Annotated in this window: 13 protein-coding genes; 7 read left to right on the top strand and 6 right to left on the bottom strand. The window is 63.1% G+C overall.

All coding sequences use genetic code 11. The annotated features are described in order from the left end of the window. Positions 1 to 46: 46 nt before the first annotated feature. Both HGSM_RS04180 and HGSM_RS04175 read left to right on the top strand, forming a co-directional pair. Positions 47 to 1,054, top strand: coding sequence for a vWA domain-containing protein (locus tag HGSM_RS04180; protein ID WP_019147491.1), 1,008 nt, complete (start codon positions 47 to 49; stop codon positions 1,052 to 1,054). A gap of 63 nt (positions 1,055 to 1,117) precedes the next feature. Next, positions 1,118 to 2,077: a PT domain-containing protein gene (locus tag HGSM_RS04175; RefSeq protein ID WP_154646231.1), complete on the top strand. Its 960-nt coding sequence runs from the start codon at positions 1,118 to 1,120 to the stop codon at positions 2,075 to 2,077. Positions 2,078 to 2,220: 143 nt separating this feature from the next. Here the strand turns inward: HGSM_RS04175 and HGSM_RS04170 are convergent, their stop codons facing one another. Then, on the bottom strand, positions 2,221 to 5,880 hold the full coding sequence (locus tag HGSM_RS04170; protein ID WP_019147489.1) for a TM0106 family RecB-like putative nuclease: 3,660 nt from the start codon (positions 5,878 to 5,880) through the stop codon (positions 2,221 to 2,223). 299 nt (positions 5,881 to 6,179) lie between these two features. Between HGSM_RS04170 and HGSM_RS04165 the strand changes: the two genes are divergently transcribed. The 3 genes from HGSM_RS04165 to HGSM_RS04155 all read left to right on the top strand — a co-directional run bounded on the left by HGSM_RS04165 (position 6,180) and on the right by HGSM_RS04155 (position 8,761). Then, complete coding sequence (locus HGSM_RS04165) at positions 6,180 to 6,815, top strand: hypothetical protein (protein WP_019147488.1); 636 nt, start codon at positions 6,180 to 6,182, stop codon at positions 6,813 to 6,815. A gap of 49 nt (positions 6,816 to 6,864) precedes the next feature. Then, positions 6,865 to 7,254: a hypothetical protein gene (locus tag HGSM_RS04160; protein ID WP_019147487.1), complete on the top strand. Its 390-nt coding sequence runs from the start codon at positions 6,865 to 6,867 to the stop codon at positions 7,252 to 7,254. A gap of 184 nt (positions 7,255 to 7,438) precedes the next feature. Continuing rightward, positions 7,439 to 8,761: a D-arabinono-1,4-lactone oxidase gene (locus HGSM_RS04155; RefSeq protein WP_019147486.1), complete on the top strand. Its 1,323-nt coding sequence runs from the start codon at positions 7,439 to 7,441 to the stop codon at positions 8,759 to 8,761. A gap of 34 nt (positions 8,762 to 8,795) precedes the next feature. Here the strand turns inward: HGSM_RS04155 and HGSM_RS04150 are convergent, their stop codons facing one another. The 3 genes from HGSM_RS04150 to HGSM_RS04140 form a co-directional block, all read right to left on the bottom strand. Continuing rightward, positions 8,796 to 9,440 (bottom strand): response regulator transcription factor, encoded by a 645-nt coding sequence (locus HGSM_RS04150; RefSeq protein WP_019147485.1) that lies wholly within the window; start codon positions 9,438 to 9,440, stop codon positions 8,796 to 8,798. Positions 9,441 to 9,442: 2 nt separating this feature from the next. Continuing rightward, positions 9,443 to 10,819, bottom strand: coding sequence for a sensor histidine kinase (locus HGSM_RS04145; RefSeq protein ID WP_019147484.1), 1,377 nt, complete (start codon positions 10,817 to 10,819; stop codon positions 9,443 to 9,445). A 133-nt stretch (positions 10,820 to 10,952) separates the two neighbouring features. After that, a complete protein-coding gene (locus HGSM_RS04140) occupies positions 10,953 to 12,074 on the bottom strand; it encodes an acyltransferase family protein (protein ID WP_019147483.1) in 1,122 nt (373 codons plus the stop codon). A 224-nt stretch (positions 12,075 to 12,298) separates the two neighbouring features. Between HGSM_RS04140 and HGSM_RS04135 the strand changes: the two genes are divergently transcribed. Next, complete coding sequence (locus HGSM_RS04135) at positions 12,299 to 12,658, top strand: DoxX family protein (RefSeq protein WP_019147482.1); 360 nt, start codon at positions 12,299 to 12,301, stop codon at positions 12,656 to 12,658. Between the two features lie 70 nt (positions 12,659 to 12,728). On the opposite strand, the gene HGSM_RS04130 is transcribed toward HGSM_RS04135, so the two are convergent. Both HGSM_RS04130 and HGSM_RS04125 read right to left on the bottom strand, forming a co-directional pair. Then, positions 12,729 to 15,560 carry a hypothetical protein gene (locus HGSM_RS04130; protein WP_019147481.1) on the bottom strand — a complete coding sequence of 944 codons (2,832 nt, stop codon included), beginning with the start codon at positions 15,558 to 15,560 and terminating at the stop codon, positions 12,729 to 12,731. A 4-nt stretch (positions 15,561 to 15,564) separates the two neighbouring features. After that, positions 15,565 to 17,505 (bottom strand): HSP90 family protein, encoded by a 1,941-nt coding sequence (locus HGSM_RS04125; protein ID WP_019147480.1) that lies wholly within the window; start codon positions 17,503 to 17,505, stop codon positions 15,565 to 15,567. A 521-nt stretch (positions 17,506 to 18,026) separates the two neighbouring features. Between HGSM_RS04125 and HGSM_RS13590 the strand changes: the two genes are divergently transcribed. Further along, entirely contained in the window at positions 18,027 to 18,629 is a 603-nt protein-coding gene (locus HGSM_RS13590) for a DivIVA domain-containing protein (RefSeq protein WP_195891336.1), read from the top strand. Positions 18,630 to 18,749 lie beyond the last annotated feature (120 nt).

The following is an 18,749-nucleotide window of genomic DNA, read 5'->3' as shown; positions in this document are numbered from 1 at the left end:
TGATCGGCCTGCTCGGTTTCTTCGTGGTGCAGAGGAGGCTCGGCGAATGAGTTTCAATCCACTCCTGCCCTGGGTCCCCTACGCCATCGGTGTCCTCCTCGTCCTCGGCGGGGTGGCCTGGGCCGCGTACCAAGACCTCAAGATCTCCGGTGGTGCGCGTTCCGCGCGGCTGACCTGGATCCGGCGCGGCCTAATCGCCGTCCTCGTGGCGTTTATAGGCTTCGGCCCATCCACCACCGTGACCACCACGGAACTGGCACGCGCAAACGTTGACGTCTACTTTGTGGTGGACCGCACCGGCTCGATGGCAGCCGAGGACTACGGGCCCGACGCCGAACCCCGGCTCAAGGGCGTGCGCCATGACATGCGCGAAATCATCAAGGACCTCAGCGGCGGACGTTTCTCCATCATCAGCTTTGATTCCGCGGCCAGCCGCCAGATGCCGCTCACCACGGACTCAACCGCACTCAAGACCTGGATCGGCTCCCTGAACCAGGAGATCACTCTGTACTCTTCCGGGTCCTCGCTGAACCGTGTGTACGGGGAGCTCGAGCAGGCACTGCGTCGCGGCGCCGAGGAAAACCCGCAGAACCAGCGGATCGTCTACATCCTCACCGACGGCGAGAACACCTCTGAGGACTCCCGCCAAAGTTTTGCTGGAATCAAGCAATACATCAACGGTGGCGCTGTTCTGGGCTACGGCACGGCAGAGGGTGGCAAGATGAGGCGCTACGACCCGATCCTGAGCAGCGAGAGCGAGGAGTACATCCAGGACTTCACACAGTCCCCTGTGGTCCCCGCGATCTCCAAGATCGACGAGGTGGCTCTCGGCGCGCTGGCCCAGGAGATGGGCATCAAGTACATTCACCGTGCCGAACCCACAGACATGAAGGAAGCCACCAGCGGTATCGACCCCAAACTGGTCGCAGCCGAAGGACGCCGGACCACGGAAATCCAGCAGCTCCTGATCTGGCCGTTCGCCGCCCTCCTTGCAGGCCTGCTGGTGTGGGAGTTTGCCGCAGCGACCTACCGGACCACACGGAAGGTGGGCTGAGCCTTGGCAGCGCTGAAACGCCAACGAGCACCACGGACCCCACAGGCCATTGCCCTGCGCTTGATGCGTAAGAAGTGGGCGCTGTGGTCCATCGTTCCCATCATCGCCGCGATCGTTATCATCGTCTTTGTCTCTCGGTTCCTCACGTGGAACACCATGGGACTGAACAAGTTTGACGAGAGTGAATACCGGGACGCATCGTTCAACTTCTCCCAGATCAAGGGCTGGACACCGTTTGAAAAGTGGGTGGCCAGCTACAACCTCGGCACCACCAACCTCAAGGCCGGTGCCTACCTCAACGCGATCACGGAGTTTGAGCGCGCAGAGTCATTGGCTCCCAAGCTCAAGGAAGGGGTCGACTATTCGCAGACTCCCACCAACTCACAGCCTCCGTTCTGCATGATCCGCCATAACCACTCCGTGGCATACGAGGAGAAGGGCAACGACGAGTTCGACGACGCAGCCAAGGCCTGGGACGGGTTCGTGAGCAGTTCCGATGAGCTCAAGGCGACTGAGGGAACACGGGCCTACAAGGACGCATACGAGAAGAACCGCGCGTTCGCGGACGAGGCCATCCCGTTCTACGAGCAGGCGTTGGAGTCCTACCAGCACTCGCTCGCACTTCAGGAGGAAACCACCTGCCGCGACCTGTTCTCCACGAACGCGCGGGTGACCGACAACGCTGACCTCACGCAAAACCGGCTGGACCAGTTGCGTGAGGAGCCACCGGCACCACCGGAGGACCCGCAAGCACAAGAGCCGCAGGAGCCCGAGCAACCCGAGCAGCCCCAGGATCCGAGCGATGAGCCGTCGCAGGATCCTAGCGAACAGCCCACGGATGAGCCCACCGACGAACCGTCCGGGGAGCCATCGGATGATTCTTCCGGCACCGATTCTGGGGGCTCGGATGCGCAGGACAAGCGCGATGAGCTCGAGGACCGTAACAAGGCGGGCGACAAGGCCAAGGAGCAGACCGAGGGTGCGCTCAAGCCTGGGGGCGGTGCGGGCTCGAAGCAGTGGTGACCACATCCCCCCACCCGACCCACACCCCTCCCCACCCGACCCGACCCTTTTCCCATCGAGAGTATTCCTGAGCCCACTCTCGTAAGGGAGAGTATTCCTGAGCCCACTCTCGTTTAAGGGCGCGGGAGGTGTGAGGGTGCGAGTCAGCGCTGGCCAGACTCCGAAAGGCGGATGAATGCGCCCTGTTCCTCCATGCCCTGGATTGAGCCCGGCAGGGTGTCGAGGAGTGCTGGCGAGTGGATGAGGAATGCGCTGTGTTTCCCGCGTGAAATCGACACGTTGAGCCGGTTTCGGTTTCGCACAAAGTCGAGCCCTCGCGGAGTGTTCTCGGCATCGGACACCGCCAAAGACACGAGCGCCACTGGGGCCTCCTGCCCCTGGAACTTGTCCACGGTACCCACTCGGTTCCCGTCCCAGCCTTCGGCAGCAAAGCGATCCTTGAGGAGCTGAACCTGGGCGTTGTATGGCGCCACCACAATGAAGTCCTGGGGCGTCAAAGGCTTCCGAGGGCTAGAAGCGTCCTCCTGCCACTGGCGCCCGATCATGGACTTGATCAAGCCGATCACCGCGTCGGCTTCCTGTGGCGATTGCACCGTGTTGCCCGAGTGCTCCACAGCGACCGTGTGCAGGCCAGGCCGGATTCCCTCCACAAACCGTTCGGCTGTGCCGGGCACTGAGAACAGCTTGCCCTCGTAGGACAGCTCCGACACCACCGAGGTGAGGTCCGGGTGCATCCGCCAGGTCTGATCGAGGAAGAACCCCCTGTCCTCGTGGATGGTGGCATCGTCGCCTACGAGCCAGGAAAGAGCCGAGCCGTCGACGGGCTCGGGGTGGTCACCCTGCGAAACCTGCGGCAGCTGCTGCGGGTCTCCGAGGAGGAGAACCCGCTTGGAGGCGTGCGAAACGGCGAGCGAGTTGGCCATCGAGAACTGGCCAGCTTCATCGATGACCAGCAGGTCGTAGCCACCCGGAGGGGCAAAGTCGAGGCTGGAGTAACTCCAAGCGGTTCCGCCCGTGACAGTTCCGGTGCTCGCGTTTGCAAAGAAGTCCGCGGCGCTCTTGGCATCAATGAGTTGGAACGGCCATGGCGACTCGGGCGTTGGCTTGTCCTTGGGCTTTTTGGCAATGGCCTCCGGCAGCATGCCGCGCTTAAGGACCGCGTGCAGAACGTTCTCCACCACGGCGTGGGACTGCGCGACCACGCCGATGTGCCAACCAACCTTCGCCAGAGTGGTGATCACGTGCGAGGCCACGTACGTCTTTCCGGCACCGGGAGGGCCTTGCACCGCAACAACCGCGGGGTCGTCCGACCGCAGCGCGGCGAGGATTGTTGCCACATTGTCCTCGGCCGCATCGGCCACAGTTCCCATCCGCCGAAGCAGCCGGGTTCTAGCGGTGTCAGCAAACTCGGGTGCCTCGGGATTCTCCTCCAACGCCGCGAGCACCTCCCGCGCAAAGTCCTCGAGCCTGGCGTCGATTGCGACCGTGGCAATCGGCGTCCCAGGTCCAAGGCCCACAGGTAGTTCATGCCATGGATCGTGATCGGACTTGGCGCTCTCGAGAATGGTGAGCGCAACGGCGTCCCCACCACCGGGAATCGGCTCTATTTCAGTGATCACGGCACCAAAGTGGTAACCCCGGATACCGTTTGCCGATTCTGACAGTCCCAGCGGGTACGGCTCGTCGTAAATTGCGCACACCGAGGTTCCAGCCGCCAACTTGTTGCCGGGTTCGAGCTCGCCGTAGAGCCGAACCACACGTTTCAGCGTCCGGGCGCGCGGCGGCTTGTGCCATTCCTCGACCACCTCGGCGCGAACCGGCCGGAAGATGTCAGATCCCGTCCATTCGTCGATGGGGTCCGAAAGCCTGGCAAAGTGTGCCCACCAGTACTGCTTGTTTTCGCGCCGGTTGTACTCCAGTCCCGCCCACGCCATGCGCGTGATCATGCGGGCCTCTGGCTCTGGCGCGGTCAAACCGCGGGCCTCGGCCACGGCTAGGTCGTGCTGCCATTTCTCGGTGAAACGGGCTAGGTGCGCAGCGAGCCTTTCCGACAACTCAACTCGTGCCGCCACTTCCGCCGACAGTTCCATTTCCAGCTCGGGACCATCAAGAGCGCGCTGCACCTGCCCCACACGCCAGTCCACGCCCACGGACTCGGCGATCCCGCCGACCCAGTTGAGCAGGTGGTATGTGGATTCGCAGTCATAGCGGTTGTACTGCTCGATGAGCCCGATCAGCTCCTCGAACTGCTCCAGTTTCCCGGCCTCGCGCGCCTCCACCGCCGAGGCATACTCGATGATTGAGTCCGCCGCGTTGGTCACGCCCTCGCGCAGGTGGCCGAGCGCGTCCGCGTAGAACGGCTCGAGCTTCTTGATGGACAGCGAGTGCCCTGACGTGCGCATGGTTCCGCGCACCACCGCGTAGAGGTCCACAAAGAGACCCCTCCGCAGCATCGCGTCCAGGGCTTCCTCGCGAGTACCGTGCCGCACCGCCAGCCGCTTCAGGGCCGTGGTTTCGTAGGGCGCATAGTGGTATACGTGCATGTCAGGGTGCAGTTCGATCCGTTCCATCAGGTAGTCGATAAACTGCTCGAACGCCCGCTTCTCCTCAGCACGGTCGTGCGCCCAGAGCGCGTGGAACGCGGGGCGCCCATCCTCTTGGAGCCTCCGCGTGCACCACCCAAACAGGTACTCCAAGCCCCAGTCGGAGGATCCCGCCTCCGCGTACAGCGGGTCGCCCTCGAAATCGAAGAAAATATCGCCCTCTGACTCTGGCTTGAGCAGGCCAAACGCCTTGGTGTCGAACACCCGGAACAGCCCCTCGGGGTGCTCGGCCGCCGCCTCGCGCCCCTCCAGCACAAGCTGCGCTTGTGCCACCAGCTTGGTCAGCGTGCTTCGGCTGATATCAATGCTTTTCGACGATTCACTGAGTTGGACCTGCCCGTCACCATCCGCCGCCCCAAGGTGGGCGAGGTCCGCGACCGTGAACACTCCTGCCTGGTTGAGCCGCGCCCTGTGGGCCGTGGTAGTTCCCATGACAAGCAGAACGTCGTCATGGAGCGAGACCTGCTGCTCGCATTCCGAACAGCGACCGCAGGTCCCGAGTAGACGCCCGGCCGAGTCGGGGACGCCCCATTGGGCGAGAGCCTGCCCGTTACGGGACTGGACGAGGTCCTCATACCGGCCGCGCAATCGCCTGAAAACAGGTTCCGTGTCCGCCACATTGTGGCGGGAGATTTCGCCGGTGCCCAGCACCAAGTAGCCAAACCTGCTGATGGGGATTCCCTGGCGCCCAAGCGCCTGGGCGTACGCGGTGATCTGCAGAACGGCGCTCGCGCGGGCAGTGCGGGCGAGTTTGGTGTCGTAAACGGCGTAGGTTCCATCGGGCTGGCGAATGACAAAGTCGGCGCGGCCCTTGAGCTCGCCGTCCAAGATGTCCACCTGGAACAGGACCTTGACGCCCGCTGCGAAGGCCGCGGCGGTGGCAGCGGCTCGCTCTTGCGCTGGCACGAGGTCCGCGCGGAACACGGCATTCTCCGGTCCACTCCCAGACCCCGTCCCGTCCCACTCGCCACCCTCCTCGATGAGCGAGTTCAGCATCGCCATTTCGTGGGCATCACCCAACTGGGCGAGACGATCCGCCATGCCATCGCCGCTGTGTGCGGGGCAGTCCGGCAGGGTGCACTCTCGCGCGGTTGCGAACCCGCACGGAGGCAGCCTCCATCCAGACTTGAGCTCGAAAGATCGGACGGCTTGGTACTCACACGTCGAGGCGGCGACGAGGTCGGTCACGCTGTAGGTCATGGTGGCTCGCATTGAAGTGGGGGCATCTCTGTCTCATTTGTACCGTGTTCCACTGACATCGCCGCTTAGGCTCAGCCGACCCGCACTCTGGCGTCTCCACCCGGGCCCACCCGCTCCAGGCCAGCCACGCATCCAGCCCCGCGACCAGCCCCACACCGCGCCATTCCAACCACCACAACGGTTAATCGCCTAACCCGTTGCAAACACTCAGTTTCTGACTTCCGGTTTTTGCCCATGACGTTTAGAGTTAGGAGCACAACCCGCGCTGCAAGGTAGCAGCGCCCCACTGTGAGGTCACCATGAACTGGCTCGAAATTCTCGGATGGATCGGCTCTGCCGTCGTCGTTTGGTCGCTGCTGCAAACCCGGATCCTGCGGTTGCGCGTTCTCAACTTCATTGGCTGTGCGATCTCGGTCGTCTACGCACTTCTTGGCAGCGTATGGCCCGTTCTCGGCCTCAACCTGGTGCTCTGCATCATCAACATCTACCACCTGCGCAAACTCACCGCGCAGAAGGAAACCGAGCGCGCATACAAGGTCCTGACCGTGACCCCGCAGGACGCCTACCTCCAGTTCTTCCTGGACCAGCACACCACTGACATCACCGAGGCACTCCCCGAGTTCAACCGTGAGGACACACTGAACGGCGAGGCCACCGAGGCGCACATCGTGCTCCACAACGACGAGACCGTGGGAATCGTGGTTCTCCGCGATGCCGGCGCGGGCGAGGCACGCGTGCTCCTGGACTACGTAACCCCACGCTTCCGCGACTTCACTCCTGGCAAGTACCTGTTCCGCGACTCCGGCCTGCTCCACTCACGCGGTTTCACTTCCGTGGTTGCCCCCGCACCCGCAAACTCCCAGACCTCCAAGTACTACTCAGCGCTTGGCTTCGTCCCAGAGGGTGACACCAGCCGACTCGCGGTGGCTCAGTAACCGGAGGACAATGGGTGGCACAGTTTTCCGGCTAAGTAAGGAGAGCACAATGTCGCACATCCCCAATGAGCCCACGAGTGAGTCACCGATTCCCGCGCCCGAGGATCCACTCAACCCTCCCGAGGACCACCATCGCGAGCCGCGGCTGGACAAGCCCGCAGTGGAACCACCGGAAGAGAAGAAGAGCCTCGGTCGCCGCATGAGCGAGAAACTGCTTCCTGTATATGGCCCTGCTCAAATCACTGACGCAAAGAGGCCCATTACCCCTCCGACTGAGGAGGAACAAGCACGGGAGAAGGACCTACAGGACTCCCTGACGCTCGGGGTTGATGAGCATGGCGAGCCGTATGGGATGCTCAACGATCCGAACGCGGACATCGACGAGGACCTGTATCCCCCAGAGTCTTCTAGTTCGGACGCTCCGGCACGGTCTGAGTAGGGCCGAACGGCGGGCGCAACTTCCTGCGTTGCTGCAGTTCCAGCCGTGCCGGGTGCGCAGGAGGCTCCCGGCGCGGCTGGTTTTTGAAACTTTTTCGTGCCGTGGCTGTCGTGTATCGGGCTGGCCCGTTACTTCGCTGTGCCATGATGAAATCCATCCTCGTTCCCGCACGGTAGGAGTCTCCATGTCGCGCTCGGTCCGCCCGATCCGCCCCCACTTTCCGGAGCCGGCCGGCACTAACTGGGCTGGCAATCTGACCTACTTTGCGCGCGAGTTCATCGAGCCGCGCTCCCTTGAGGAGCTGTCGCAAGCCGTCACCCTGACGTCGGGACCACTCAAGTTCCTTGGCTCGCGACACTGCTTCAATGATGTGGCGAATACCAGCGGCACCATGGTGTCGCTGGCTCGTTTTGAGCCGCTCACAGCGGAAAACCTCGAACTGATTATCGACGATTCACCTAGGCGGGTGCGCGCAGCTGCGTCGACCCCGTATGGAGTTTTGGCTCAGGTTCTCGACGCCCTCGGTCTCGCTGTGTCGAACTTTGCTTCTCTCCCCCACATCACGATCGCTGGCGCGATCGCCACGGGCACGCACGGTTCCGGTGACGGGAATCTTCCGCTGATTGGCGATGTGTGGGCGTTTGAGGTGCTCACTCCGCAGGGCACGGTGAGGCGTGCCGTACGCGACGGTTCGGGCGACCTACCTTTTGAGGCCGGGGTGCACCTGGGGCTCCTCGGAGCGTTGACGTTTGTTGAGGTCATGGTGGAGGACTCTTTCCACGTCCGCCAGGATCTCTATCAAGACCTTCCCTGGGATTCGGTGTTCGGCCAGTTCGATGAGATCACGGCTTCCGCATATTCCGTTTCGATCTTTACCCACTGGAATGCGGCCGCCGCCGAGCAGTTGTGGCTGAAGTCGAGGGTTGCAGACGACCGTCCAGACGGCGCCGAAGGCACGTTTCTGTTTGGAGCACGCAGGGCCACCACCAAGTTGCACCCGCTTCCAGACACCGACCCGATTCACTGCACGGACCAGCTTGGAGTTCCTGGTCCATCATTCGACCGTCTCCCACACTTCAAGATGGGGTTCACACCCTCAAAGGGCGAGGAACTACAGTCCGAGTACCTGATCCCACGCGAGAACGCGGTGAACGCCATCAAGGCTGTCTTGGCGCTGGGCGATCAGTTCCGCGATCTTCTCTTTGTCTCCGAGATTCGCACGATGGCCGGCGACGACGGATGGCTTTCGCCAAGCCCCGGAGACAGCGTTGGCCTCCACTTCACGTGGAAGCAGATGGAACGCGAGGTGTTTGCCTTCCTTCCCACCTTGGAAGCCGCGCTCGCTCCGTTTGGCGCGCGCCCACACTGGGGCAAGCTGCACACGTTCGAGGCCAATCAGATTACGGCGCTCTACCCTGCCCTAGAGAACTTCCTAGCCATCGCGCGTGAGTGCGACCCAGACGGCCGGCTCCGCAACGATTACACGGCGCGAGTCTTGGGCTACTGACCACTCTGGTAGGTACGGGTGTTGGCCTAGGCCTCTACACGCCGAGGTACTTGAGCACTGCGAGGACTCTTCGGTGGTCGCCATCGGTTGGCGCGAGTTGGAGCTTGGAGAAGATCGCCGAGATGTACTTCTCCACGGTTCCTAGGGAGACGTGCAGGGCGTCGCAGATTGCGCCGTTTGAGCGGCCCTGGGCCATGAGGTCGAGAACCTCACGCTCTCTCGGGGTGAGGGAATCAACCTCACTGCGCTGCGACGATGCTCCAATCAACTGGAACACCACCTGGGGATCCAGCACGGTCTCACCTGCATGGATCCTCTCAAGTGCATTAACAAACTGTGAGACCTCCGCGACGCGGTCCTTGAGGAGGTAGCCGACTCCACCCGGCTGCCCCGAAAACAACTGCGTCGCGTAGGTCGTCTCAACGTACTGCGAGAACACCAAGACGCCAACGTCTGGCTTCGACTCACGCAGTGCAAGCGCCGCGATGATGCCCTCGTTCGTAAAGGTTGGCGGCATACGGACATCCATGATGACCACGTCCACCTCAACGGATGGGATCTGTTCGAGGAGTTCTTGGGCGGACGCAACAGCGAGCACGACACGATGGCCGCGCCCCTCGAGGAGCTCGGCCAACGTGAGTCGCAGTATTGCTGAATCCTCGGCTATTGCGAGTTGCATTCCTACACTTTCAAGATTCTAGGCATCGTGATCGTTGCCATCGTTGGCCCGCCGTGCGGTGACTGGAGGTCAAACTTTCCACCGGTGCTTGCCACCCGCTCTGCCACACCGTCGAGTCCGCCGCCGTGCAAGGAAGCCACTCCCCGGAGCACAGCGCCGCCATGGCCCTGATCCACCACGGTCACGTACAACCTATCAGCGTCGGTCCACGCCCTCACCTGCGCCTCGCGCGCACCGGAGTGCTTGGCCGCATTGGTAAGAAGTTCCGCTACTGCGTAGTAGGCCACGGCTTCAACCGCGGGCGAGATTTCGTGCTTCAAACTGGTTTCAAGCCGCACGCCGAGCGCACTAGAGGAAGACAAAGTATTGAGGGCGGTACCAAGTCCATCGTTGAGGGCTGCTGGATGGATTCCCTGCACGAGTCCACGAAGATCCGTCAGAGCATCCTTTGAGGTCAGGTGCGCAGAGTCAAGCGTCTTCAGCACGGCTTCTGGTTCTTCTCCGGCCGCGAGGCGCTCCTTGGCATCCCCAACCTTCATCGCAATAGCCACGAGCTGTGCCTGCGTAATATCGTGTAGGTCGCGCTCGATCGATCGCATCCGCTGCGCACTCGCCTCTGCAGACCGTGCTTGGTTGAGCAGAACCTTGTGGCGTTCGATGCTTCCCTGAGTGGGGCCAAGCAAGGTTGCGGCAAGCACCGCCTGAAGCCGCGCAAGTGAGTTGTTGAGCAGCGGCCACACCCACACGAGGACCACTAGGCAGATAAGGGCTTGAGCCAGGATGCGCGGTGGCGTGTCGATGAAGTACTCCGGCCTGTACTGCGCTCCTCTGTGCCACGTGCCATCGGAGATCTGCTGCGCCGGCAAGTACCGGTACCACAGCGGATAGGTGACACCCCCAATGCCTACCGCAAAGAACGTGACGCTCACGCAGAACGCAAAGATTCCCGTTATGAACGCAATGACAATGTATGCGATCGAGCGCCATCCAGCGACATCAGAAAGACCTGTCTTCACAAAGCCGCCGAAACCCTGACCGCGGCGTGCAGGTGGGGGCGAAGGAATGCGGGTATCGAGCATCGCGTTCGTCCACACTCGGAAGCCATCACCGAGGTACCTAGCCCCCAGCAACATTGCGGCCGCAAGCGGTAACCCAATGACGAGGATCGCTAATGATAGGCCAAGGGACACCGCGGTAACGGCGTAGACAAAGCCAAGCACCGTGAGGAAGAGCATGACCAAGTGGTAGCCGAAGGATCGCCACGTAATTCCCGCGAAAAAGTTCCCCGTGGCCTTAGCCAGAGCTCCAGTTCGTTGGAAGAGCGGAGAGGGACGCAGTGAGGAACCCACTGAGTGCGCATCGTGCAGAGTCGTTGTCATACATCCATCCTCGCGAAACGACGGCGGGTTGCGTTAGCCTGCCTCCACCGTAATCTTTCTGGGGGATATCCCCCACCCGCCAGCCAATCGGGGATCGGAAGTGGGGGCGGGACGGGACCAAGATCGTCGAAAATCAGGGGCGCCGCGTGCGGCGCCCACCCAGCCAATCACCCAACCGCAACCAGCCCACCAACACCATCGCAAGAATCGCAAGCATTAGCGGGCGACTCAGCCACCAAGCCCCGGTTCCTGGCGTGGGAAGCGGACCCGAAAGGGCGAAGACGAGGCCGTAGACCACTACTGCTACAGGAAGGTGCCACAGGAACGCGCGCATGGAGTAGCGGGCGGCAACGTCGAGAATACGGGCTGGCCGGAGACGATCCATCCATCGGGCGACCCAAGGGCGGGCGAGTATGGCTAAGGGGATCAGGAACAGCGTGTGCAGGAGGGTTGGGATGGATGGTGGGCTCATGTTCGAGCGCTCGCCGGACAGGCCGACCATCGACTCGGACCAGATCGGTGTTGCCACCACTGCACACAAGAGCGCCAATGCTCCCAGGGACCACGCCCACAGTGCACGGTGCGACACCCGCCCGAGACGCCCGTCCCAATAGAAGAACCCGAGCTGCTGTGCAGTCCCGTGCACGAGGACGTAGTTGGCGTAACCAATATACGGCTCGTCGAGAATCGTGCGGGCGGCGTCGACAACGCAGGCCAGCACGGCCAAGCCGACCACAACCCTGATGCCGTAGCGGCGGTGAAGTCCGAGCATCGGTACGGTAATTGCGGCGAGCACGCTGTAGACCGCCACAAACCACAACGGCATGAGGACCACAATGCCAACGGTGAGCGTGAGAGTGCGCGGGGCACCAAGCTGCAGAGCAAGCAACACGAGTCCCACAACCACAACGAGGAACGGCAAGACGGGGACGATCAGCGCTTTGAGTCGCTTGGCCAGCCACTTCGCCGGAGAATCGCCGCGGCCCAGAGCACGGGTCAGCGATGTGGCGTTCGAAAAGCCTCCCACAAAGAAGAACAGCGGGATGAGCACGAGAACCCACGTGAGCGGCCACAGGAAACGGTTCGTGTTGAGCACGTTGTCCACGTGCAGTTCGCCGTTTTGGACCGATACCGCGGCCATAGTCCAGTGACCAAGGATCACGGCGCCCAGCGCAAGGCTGCGCAGCAAATCGGGGAAGCGATCGCGCTGTTGTGCGGACTCGGCGCGGGCGGTCGTTCGTTCGGTGCGGGACATGGTGACAATCTAGCGGAACCACATGGCGCGGCGGAGGTGATTCCGCCCAAACATCGCAAGAATGTGCAGCGTGGAGCACCAGACATCAGCTGGGGAGAAACGACCTCGTCACAATCCTCGGCGATTATTTGACGGTTCAATTACCGCGTGGGCATGATGCTTGATCGACACACTTTTTGAAGTGTCCCGCCCGCGCGGGACGGCACTTGCCTGAAAGGCCCCGCATGAACATTGCACTCTGGATCGTTGCCGGCATCGGCGCAGCTCTCTTCCTCATGGCAGGAATGGCCAAACTGGCGCAGCCCAGCGAGAAGCTCGAGGCAATGTTCCCATGGGTTCAGAAGTACCACCCTGCATTCCCACGCCTCATCGGCGCAGCGGAAGTCCTCGGCGCAATCGGCCTCATCCTTCCGCAGGCCACTGGAATCATGCCAATCCTGACCCCAATCGCAGGGCTCGGCCTGGCCCTTGTCATGGTGTTTGCCGCAATCTTCCACGTTCGCCGTGGTGAGGTGGGGAGCGTTCCTACGAACCTCGTCCTCATGGCAATCGCGCTGTTCGTGACAATCGGACGCCTCGTCTAAGCCCTGCTCTACGCGGAAGAAAGGCGCCGCCGGAAGACTCTGAGTCTTCCGGCGGCGCCTTCTTTATACGCTAAAGCGCTGCCTCTATCTCTGCGATCCGCTCAGCCAAGAAGGCATCTGTTTCCCCTGCGGCGAGAGCCAGTTCGTGCGCCTCGCGCAGGCTCACAAGCGCACCAGGCAAGTTCCCTGCGTCTCGATTGGCGAGCCCGGCGATGGTAAGCGCATCACCCAGAGCTGCCGCGATGCCGAGTTCGCGCGCACTCCCTGCCGCCCGAAGCGCGGACGCCGCGGCCTCATCATTGGAGTCCATCCGCCACAGCAAACGCGCACGGTGCATCTCCAGTTCAAGCAGGGCAACCACCCGGATCTGCGGGTCAACCGCGGTGTCCTCGTCGCGCAGTGCGGACTCGGCCTCTTCGAGTACGCTCACGTCCTCGCTCTGCGCACACACCACGCCCGCCACCGCCCGAGACTTGGCAGCCTCCGCCAAAGCAACGGGATCGTTCATGCCTCGCGCGAGCTCAAGCGCACGATCCGCCAGCCCCACGGCGTCCTCGTCCTCCATCTGCACAAGGAAGCCCGAGAGCCTGAGCGCCACCCCAAACTCGTCCGAGGTGCGTTCCGCCTCCGAGGCCACCGTCAGCGCATAGTTCCACGCCGAGTACGCCTGCTGGTAATCACCGGCCGCGAACGCCGCCTCGCCCACGTACCTCAGAACCTCTAGGAGCCCCTCGGGGTCCTCCATCTGGTCGGGCCCGTTACTGAAGTGAGCGTCAAGAACTTGAGTTAGCGGCTCGAGTGCCCCGTTCGGGTCCCCTGCGTCCAGCAAGAACCTGCCCAAAAGCAGGTTCAAGCCCTTCTCATGCTCCTCACGCTCGGGCGTCTGCGCCAGGAGTCGGAGCGCGCGGCGAATGGTGCGGATTGCGTCCGGCAGGCTTCCCACGTTCCCCTGCACGTTGGCCTTGCGGACGAGGTACCGCCACGCGGCCTCCTTGTTGCCCGCCTTCAACGCCAGGGCAACCGCCTCCTCCATTGCGGCCACGCCCTGCTCCGGGTGGTGCTCCAAGTACGCGAGCGTCCCGGTCAGAAACGCCCGGTTGGCGTCCAACAGGTATGCGCCAAAGGAGTTCTCCTCCGCAATCTTCAGCGCCCTCGCCACGGCGGACAGCTCGCCCGTGTCCAACGCGAATGAGGCCGAGGCCAAGGCGATCCGCTGGCGCGTCACTGTGCCCGCCGCAAACTTCTGAGCAATCTGGGTCAACTCAAGGGCACGAGCGGCATCCTCTTGGCCCGGCAGCGACAGCAGGTTGGCCCCCTCGAGCAAGAGAACTGCTGCTCCGCTCGGCTCTGCCTCCGATATCTCCTGAGCCTGCTCCAAGATCTGCGGGCGGTCGTCCGCAGACAGTCCTTCGAGGAACCGCGGCCCAAACCCGCCAATCACCCCGGCCAGGCGCGGGCTGCCAACGCGAGCAAGATCGTCGATAAGCATGTCAAAGGCGGGCGCACCCACAGGAACAAGCTCGGACGGGACGTTGAGCAGGGCCAACACCAGTTCCACTGCATCAGGATCGGGAGTACCCGAGTCCGCCGCAGCGGACGCGAGAGCAAGGCCACGGCGATACAGGTCAACGGCGGCCGAGTAATCCACGCGGACGGCGTTGCGGACCGCGGCAACATGTTCCAGCACGGACGCTGGCTCAGTAGCGGGCATTGCCGGCTCGGGCTCTGGCGCCTCAAACTGCTCAAACCCGAGCGGCACGTCAATGCGCTCCGCGTTCTGAGCGCGCTCAAGCATCGACTCGTAGTACGAGTTCCCGTTGCGCTCATCAAACTGCGCGGCGATCCTCTTGGCACGCGCCCACGCCAGCGGGGCGATCTCTACGGCTGTGCGCTCGCGCGACTCGATGACGTCCAGCAAGCGTGAAATGTACGGGGCAGACGTGCCCCGAATGACCCGCTCACCCTCCCCTTCCGCCACAAGGGCGTCCGCGAGCCCGGCCAGGATGGTGAGCGCGCGGAACTGGAATGCCACGTTGAGGAGCGGGGTCTCGAACGACTTCATCCGACCCTCGGCGAGCTCCAGAGCGCGCGCAACGTTGCCGGTCAGGACACAGAAATCGATGTGGGTCAGGAGCATCGAGCCCGGGTCGGGGTTGCGGCGCAACGCGGCCAGGCTCTTGTGGTGGAGCGCCTTGGCATGCTCCAGGTCCCCGCGGGCCTCATCGCCGCGGCGCAAATACAAGTACATCGCCCGCGCCTCGGAATGCTCGGGCTCGTCGCCGCAGGTGAAACGGCCGGAGAAGATCTCCTCGTACAGTTCGAGCGCCCGCTCGGGCTCGCCGATCTCGTTGTGATACATGGCCGCGGCCGAGCGGAAGCAGGCCTCGCAGTGCGAGAGGTCGTCCCGCGGCGCGGACTGCAGTTCCCCATAGAACCGGGCGGCGTCGTCCCACTCACCGCGCTCGGTGGCGCTGGAGAACCGCACCTGCAGGTATCCCGCGGGCGAGGCTCCGGACTCCCTGAAGCGCCTCTCCATGTCCGCGTAGATTGCATGGATCTGCGCCAACGAGTACGCCGGAGAGTTGTTCAGTTCCTCGGCTACCCACTTGTACTGGAACAGCAACTGGGTGCCATCATCCGTGACCAGCGGGAACTTCTCAGGATTGGAATCGTGGATGGCAAGAGTCTTGGTGAAGCTCGAAAGCAGCGCGTCCGTGTCGCCCGTGACAAACACCGACTGGTTGAGCCACATCCTCAGTTTGTATGCCCACACGGGCAGGTCGTACTGCTCCGCCAGAGCGAGGGCCTTGCGCACCATCGCGGTCTCCTCGTCCCCCAGCGGAGTCTGAGAGATCGTGTCGACCAGTTGCTGGAGATCGGCAGGAAGCGATTCAAGTTGCATTGTTTTACAGCTCCGGGAAGTCAGTGCCGAATCCGGCATCAAAGGAAGTGTCGGAAAGGCCCATGGACAGGGTAATGAGGTCGTCGAGTGCGCCGGTGAGCATCGTGCGGTCCTCGGCCGTGAGCGGGTGGTGACCGGACAGTTTGGCCTGCGCATACATCAGCCTGATCGAACGCAGGAACACCACCTCGTCCCCCACCGATGCTAGGGATCGGACGGCACGGTTGGACCAGTTTAGGCAGAGCTGCGCCTTCACGTTTGAGCCCGCGGCAGCGAACACCTCCTGCGCCTGGCTCAGGATCTCCGCCCACGGACCCGCCGCCGCATCACGGGCGGAGTCGCGTTCGATCCACTCGATCACCTTGGGATCCGCCACATACAGCGCGGGCAGGTTGGCCGGTTCAAACGACCGCACGATGACCTGCAGGTACTTGTTCCCTAGGGCCTCAGTGGCGGACTTTTCCAGCGCCGCTGCGCGAGCGGCATCGTCGAAGGGGACGGGGCTCAGGTTGGCCAGTTCCTTGGACACCTCGACCTGTTCCACACTCACGCCCTCGCGCAAAGCGGGTAGGCGCAGCAGCAGGTCCGCCACAAACGAATACCCGGCGTTAATCACCGGCTGATCAGGCGAAACAATCGATGCCACCTGCCTAAACTCATCCACTGTGGCCGCGTAGCGGACACGAGGCGACAGGTCCAGATACTCACCGATAGTCATCATCCCAGCGCTTGTTTCTACGGGCAGCAGGGGAATGATGACGCGACCAAGATCGTCGTGAAATATTGCCATCTGGCGCAGCGACACGTGGTGCACGGACACCAACTCGGCCAGGGTTTCGGGGCTCTGCTCGGCCTGCCGAGCGACCCACGCCGTGATCGCCCGGCCGATCGCCTCCTGCGTCTCGGTGAGGGCCTCGCCCGCAATGATCTGCTCGCGCGACGCCGTGGGCGTCAGATGGTCCGTGGACAGGACCGCGTGCACGAAACCGGCCCATGTGGGTAGCACATCGGGCACCCGCTCGGCGAGCAGCATGCTGCTGAGGTACATGCGCGCGTTCGCGGCGGCGCCCGGCGGCGGTGCGAACGGCAGCACGTACGCCACGCCGCTCGTGCCCGTGGATGGCACGTCCAGCGGGATGACCGCGAGCGGTTCGGCGCCCAGAATCTCGCGCCCATACCCCGCGACCTCCGACCACTGGTCACGCAGGGGCGCCAGGAACGGCGCCTGCCGCGCGATCCGCTCCGGGCCGTTCTCCCCGATGACCTCGATGGGGATCGGCAGGAACTCTGCGAACGTGGCGGCGAGCTCGCGCACCACGGGTCCGCGCAGGAGATCGTCCCCGCCCGCGCTCTGTCCACTTGCTTCACGCCCCGACTGGCGCGCAGCGTGCCGCGCCAGCGTCACCGTGGTGCCAAACGGCACCAGCTCGCTCTGCTCGGGATCAAGTTCCGTAATCTCGAACGTGCCGTCAAGACGCCCCACCCATTCGATCGCCGGAAATCCTCTGCCATCAGGGGAAATTCGCCGCGATCGCGACAGAATCGAGATATCCGAGGACACCATAAAGCACGACAGCAGCCCAATCCCGAACTGCCCCAAATAACCCTCGCGCCGCAGCCCGATCTCGCTATCCCGCTTGGACGACCGCCCCACCGTGGCCAGCAGCTCCGCTGCTTCGGCCGCGGTTAGGCCGATCCCGTTGTCCTGGAATGTGAAGGGCGTGTTGTTCGTGGCCGGCCGGATTGTGATCCGTGGTTCAACCAGATTTTCGACGAGTGTGGTCACCTTTTCTTGCGCCACACCCGCCCCAGCCTGGTGCGCCGCCGCGATAGCGTCCACGCCGTTTTGGATGAGTTCACGCAGGTACACGCGCGGGCTCGAATAGATGTGGCGGGAAAGCAGTTCGATGACGCCGGACAGGTCCACTTGGAACGGACGAGACACACGGTCCCCTTTGCGATGGATGCTTGCAGGTGAGTTCGAGCGTGCCCGCCCGTAGCTGAGCACGCCTCACCACACTATTGTGCCGGGCACCCCTGACAGTTGCCCGTACCAGACATTGGCGCTGTCGACCCACCACATTCCGCCACCTGACCCCTCCCCCCAGCCCCTCCACCCGCGAGTGCCGCCCATATGCAGCGAGTGCCGTCCAACGCCAGGCCCGGCCCCCACGCGCGAGTGCCGGGTTTTGTAGTCGAGTGCCGGTACGCGGATGCGGCACTCGCCTACAAAACCCGGCACTCGCGGCGAATGGCCGCGGCGCTGAGCGGCACTCGCGGTGAATGGATGTCGGTTGAGCGGCACTCGCGGTGAATCGCCGCACCGCTGGGCAGCGCTCACTCAAGTTAGAGGCACGCCTTCCTTCCCGATATATGCACCGATTCTGCGTGTACCTTTGAAGCATCTACAGGCTCTCGCCGGCACCGATGCCGGCCATCACCTCGCCGGAGGCCACCATGGCTGGAATGACCGCGTCAATGATCCTCAACCAGAAGTTCACAGTGACCAAGTTCCGCGAGGGCTACGACATGAGTGAGGTCGACAGTTTCCTAGACGAGCTTGGGCTGGTCGCCGAGACACGCGAACCCGCCGAACTTGAGGCCAAGCTCCGCGCAATCCCCGCGAAGCGCTTCCAGGTGACCAAGTTCCAGAATGGCTACGACATGATCGAGGTTGACGAGTTCCTCGACGCAGTGGAGGCCGGGTTCACCGAACGTCTGCGGGAGCTGCACGCGGGAGCCGCCTCCGGAACGGGAAGCCTCGGGGCGTCCGGCTCCGAACCCTTTAGCCAGCCCGTCCGAGTCCCGCTCTCCGTCGCGGACCTCCACGAGCCCAAATTCACGGTGACCAAGTTCCGTGAAGGCTACAAAAAGCAGGACGTGGACGACTTCCTCGAGGAGCTACGGCGCAGCGTAGCCCGCGCAACCGCCATCGAACTCCAGAGCATCCCTGACCGGATCCTCAATGCTCAGTTCGAAGTGGTCAAGTTCTTCAAGGAAGGCTACGACATGCTGGAGGTCGACGACTTCCTGGACGCAATCGGTACGAAGGCACGAAACTCCCGCTGACGGGGACCCAACCCAGCACCGGCTCCACGCCACCCCCCCAACGCTGGGCCCCGGCCACCCCAACGTGCGAGTGCCGCCCATATGCATCGAGTGCCGTCGCGCGGGGACGGCACTCGACAC

It is taken from the genome of Timonella senegalensis JC301 (genome assembly GCF_000312125.1).
In the GTDB taxonomy this organism is placed as follows: domain Bacteria; phylum Actinomycetota; class Actinomycetes; order Actinomycetales; family Cellulomonadaceae; genus Timonella; species Timonella senegalensis.
This window is presented reverse-complemented; position numbering and strand designations above follow the sequence as displayed.

Excerpts from the sequence above, each read along its gene's own strand:
- HGSM_RS04180 (WP_019147491.1), top strand. The coding sequence starts at position 47 with ATGAGTTTCAATCCACTCCTGCCCTGGGTCCCCTACGCCATCGGTGTC.
- HGSM_RS04175 (WP_154646231.1), top strand. The coding sequence starts at position 1,118 with ATGCGTAAGAAGTGGGCGCTGTGGTCCATCGTTCCCATCATCGCCGCG.
- HGSM_RS04170 (WP_019147489.1), bottom strand. The coding sequence starts at position 5,880 with ATGACCTACAGCGTGACCGACCTCGTCGCCGCCTCGACGTGTGAGTAC.
- HGSM_RS04165 (WP_019147488.1), top strand. The coding sequence starts at position 6,180 with ATGAACTGGCTCGAAATTCTCGGATGGATCGGCTCTGCCGTCGTCGTT.
- HGSM_RS04160 (WP_019147487.1), top strand. The coding sequence starts at position 6,865 with ATGTCGCACATCCCCAATGAGCCCACGAGTGAGTCACCGATTCCCGCG.
- HGSM_RS04155 (WP_019147486.1), top strand. The coding sequence starts at position 7,439 with ATGTCGCGCTCGGTCCGCCCGATCCGCCCCCACTTTCCGGAGCCGGCC.
- HGSM_RS04150 (WP_019147485.1), bottom strand. The coding sequence starts at position 9,440 with ATGCAACTCGCAATAGCCGAGGATTCAGCAATACTGCGACTCACGTTG.
- HGSM_RS04145 (WP_019147484.1), bottom strand. The coding sequence starts at position 10,819 with ATGACAACGACTCTGCACGATGCGCACTCAGTGGGTTCCTCACTGCGT.
- HGSM_RS04140 (WP_019147483.1), bottom strand. The coding sequence starts at position 12,074 with ATGTCCCGCACCGAACGAACGACCGCCCGCGCCGAGTCCGCACAACAG.
- HGSM_RS04135 (WP_019147482.1), top strand. The coding sequence starts at position 12,299 with ATGAACATTGCACTCTGGATCGTTGCCGGCATCGGCGCAGCTCTCTTC.
- HGSM_RS04130 (WP_019147481.1), bottom strand. The coding sequence starts at position 15,560 with ATGCAACTTGAATCGCTTCCTGCCGATCTCCAGCAACTGGTCGACACG.
- HGSM_RS13590 (WP_195891336.1), top strand. The coding sequence starts at position 18,027 with ATGACCGCGTCAATGATCCTCAACCAGAAGTTCACAGTGACCAAGTTC.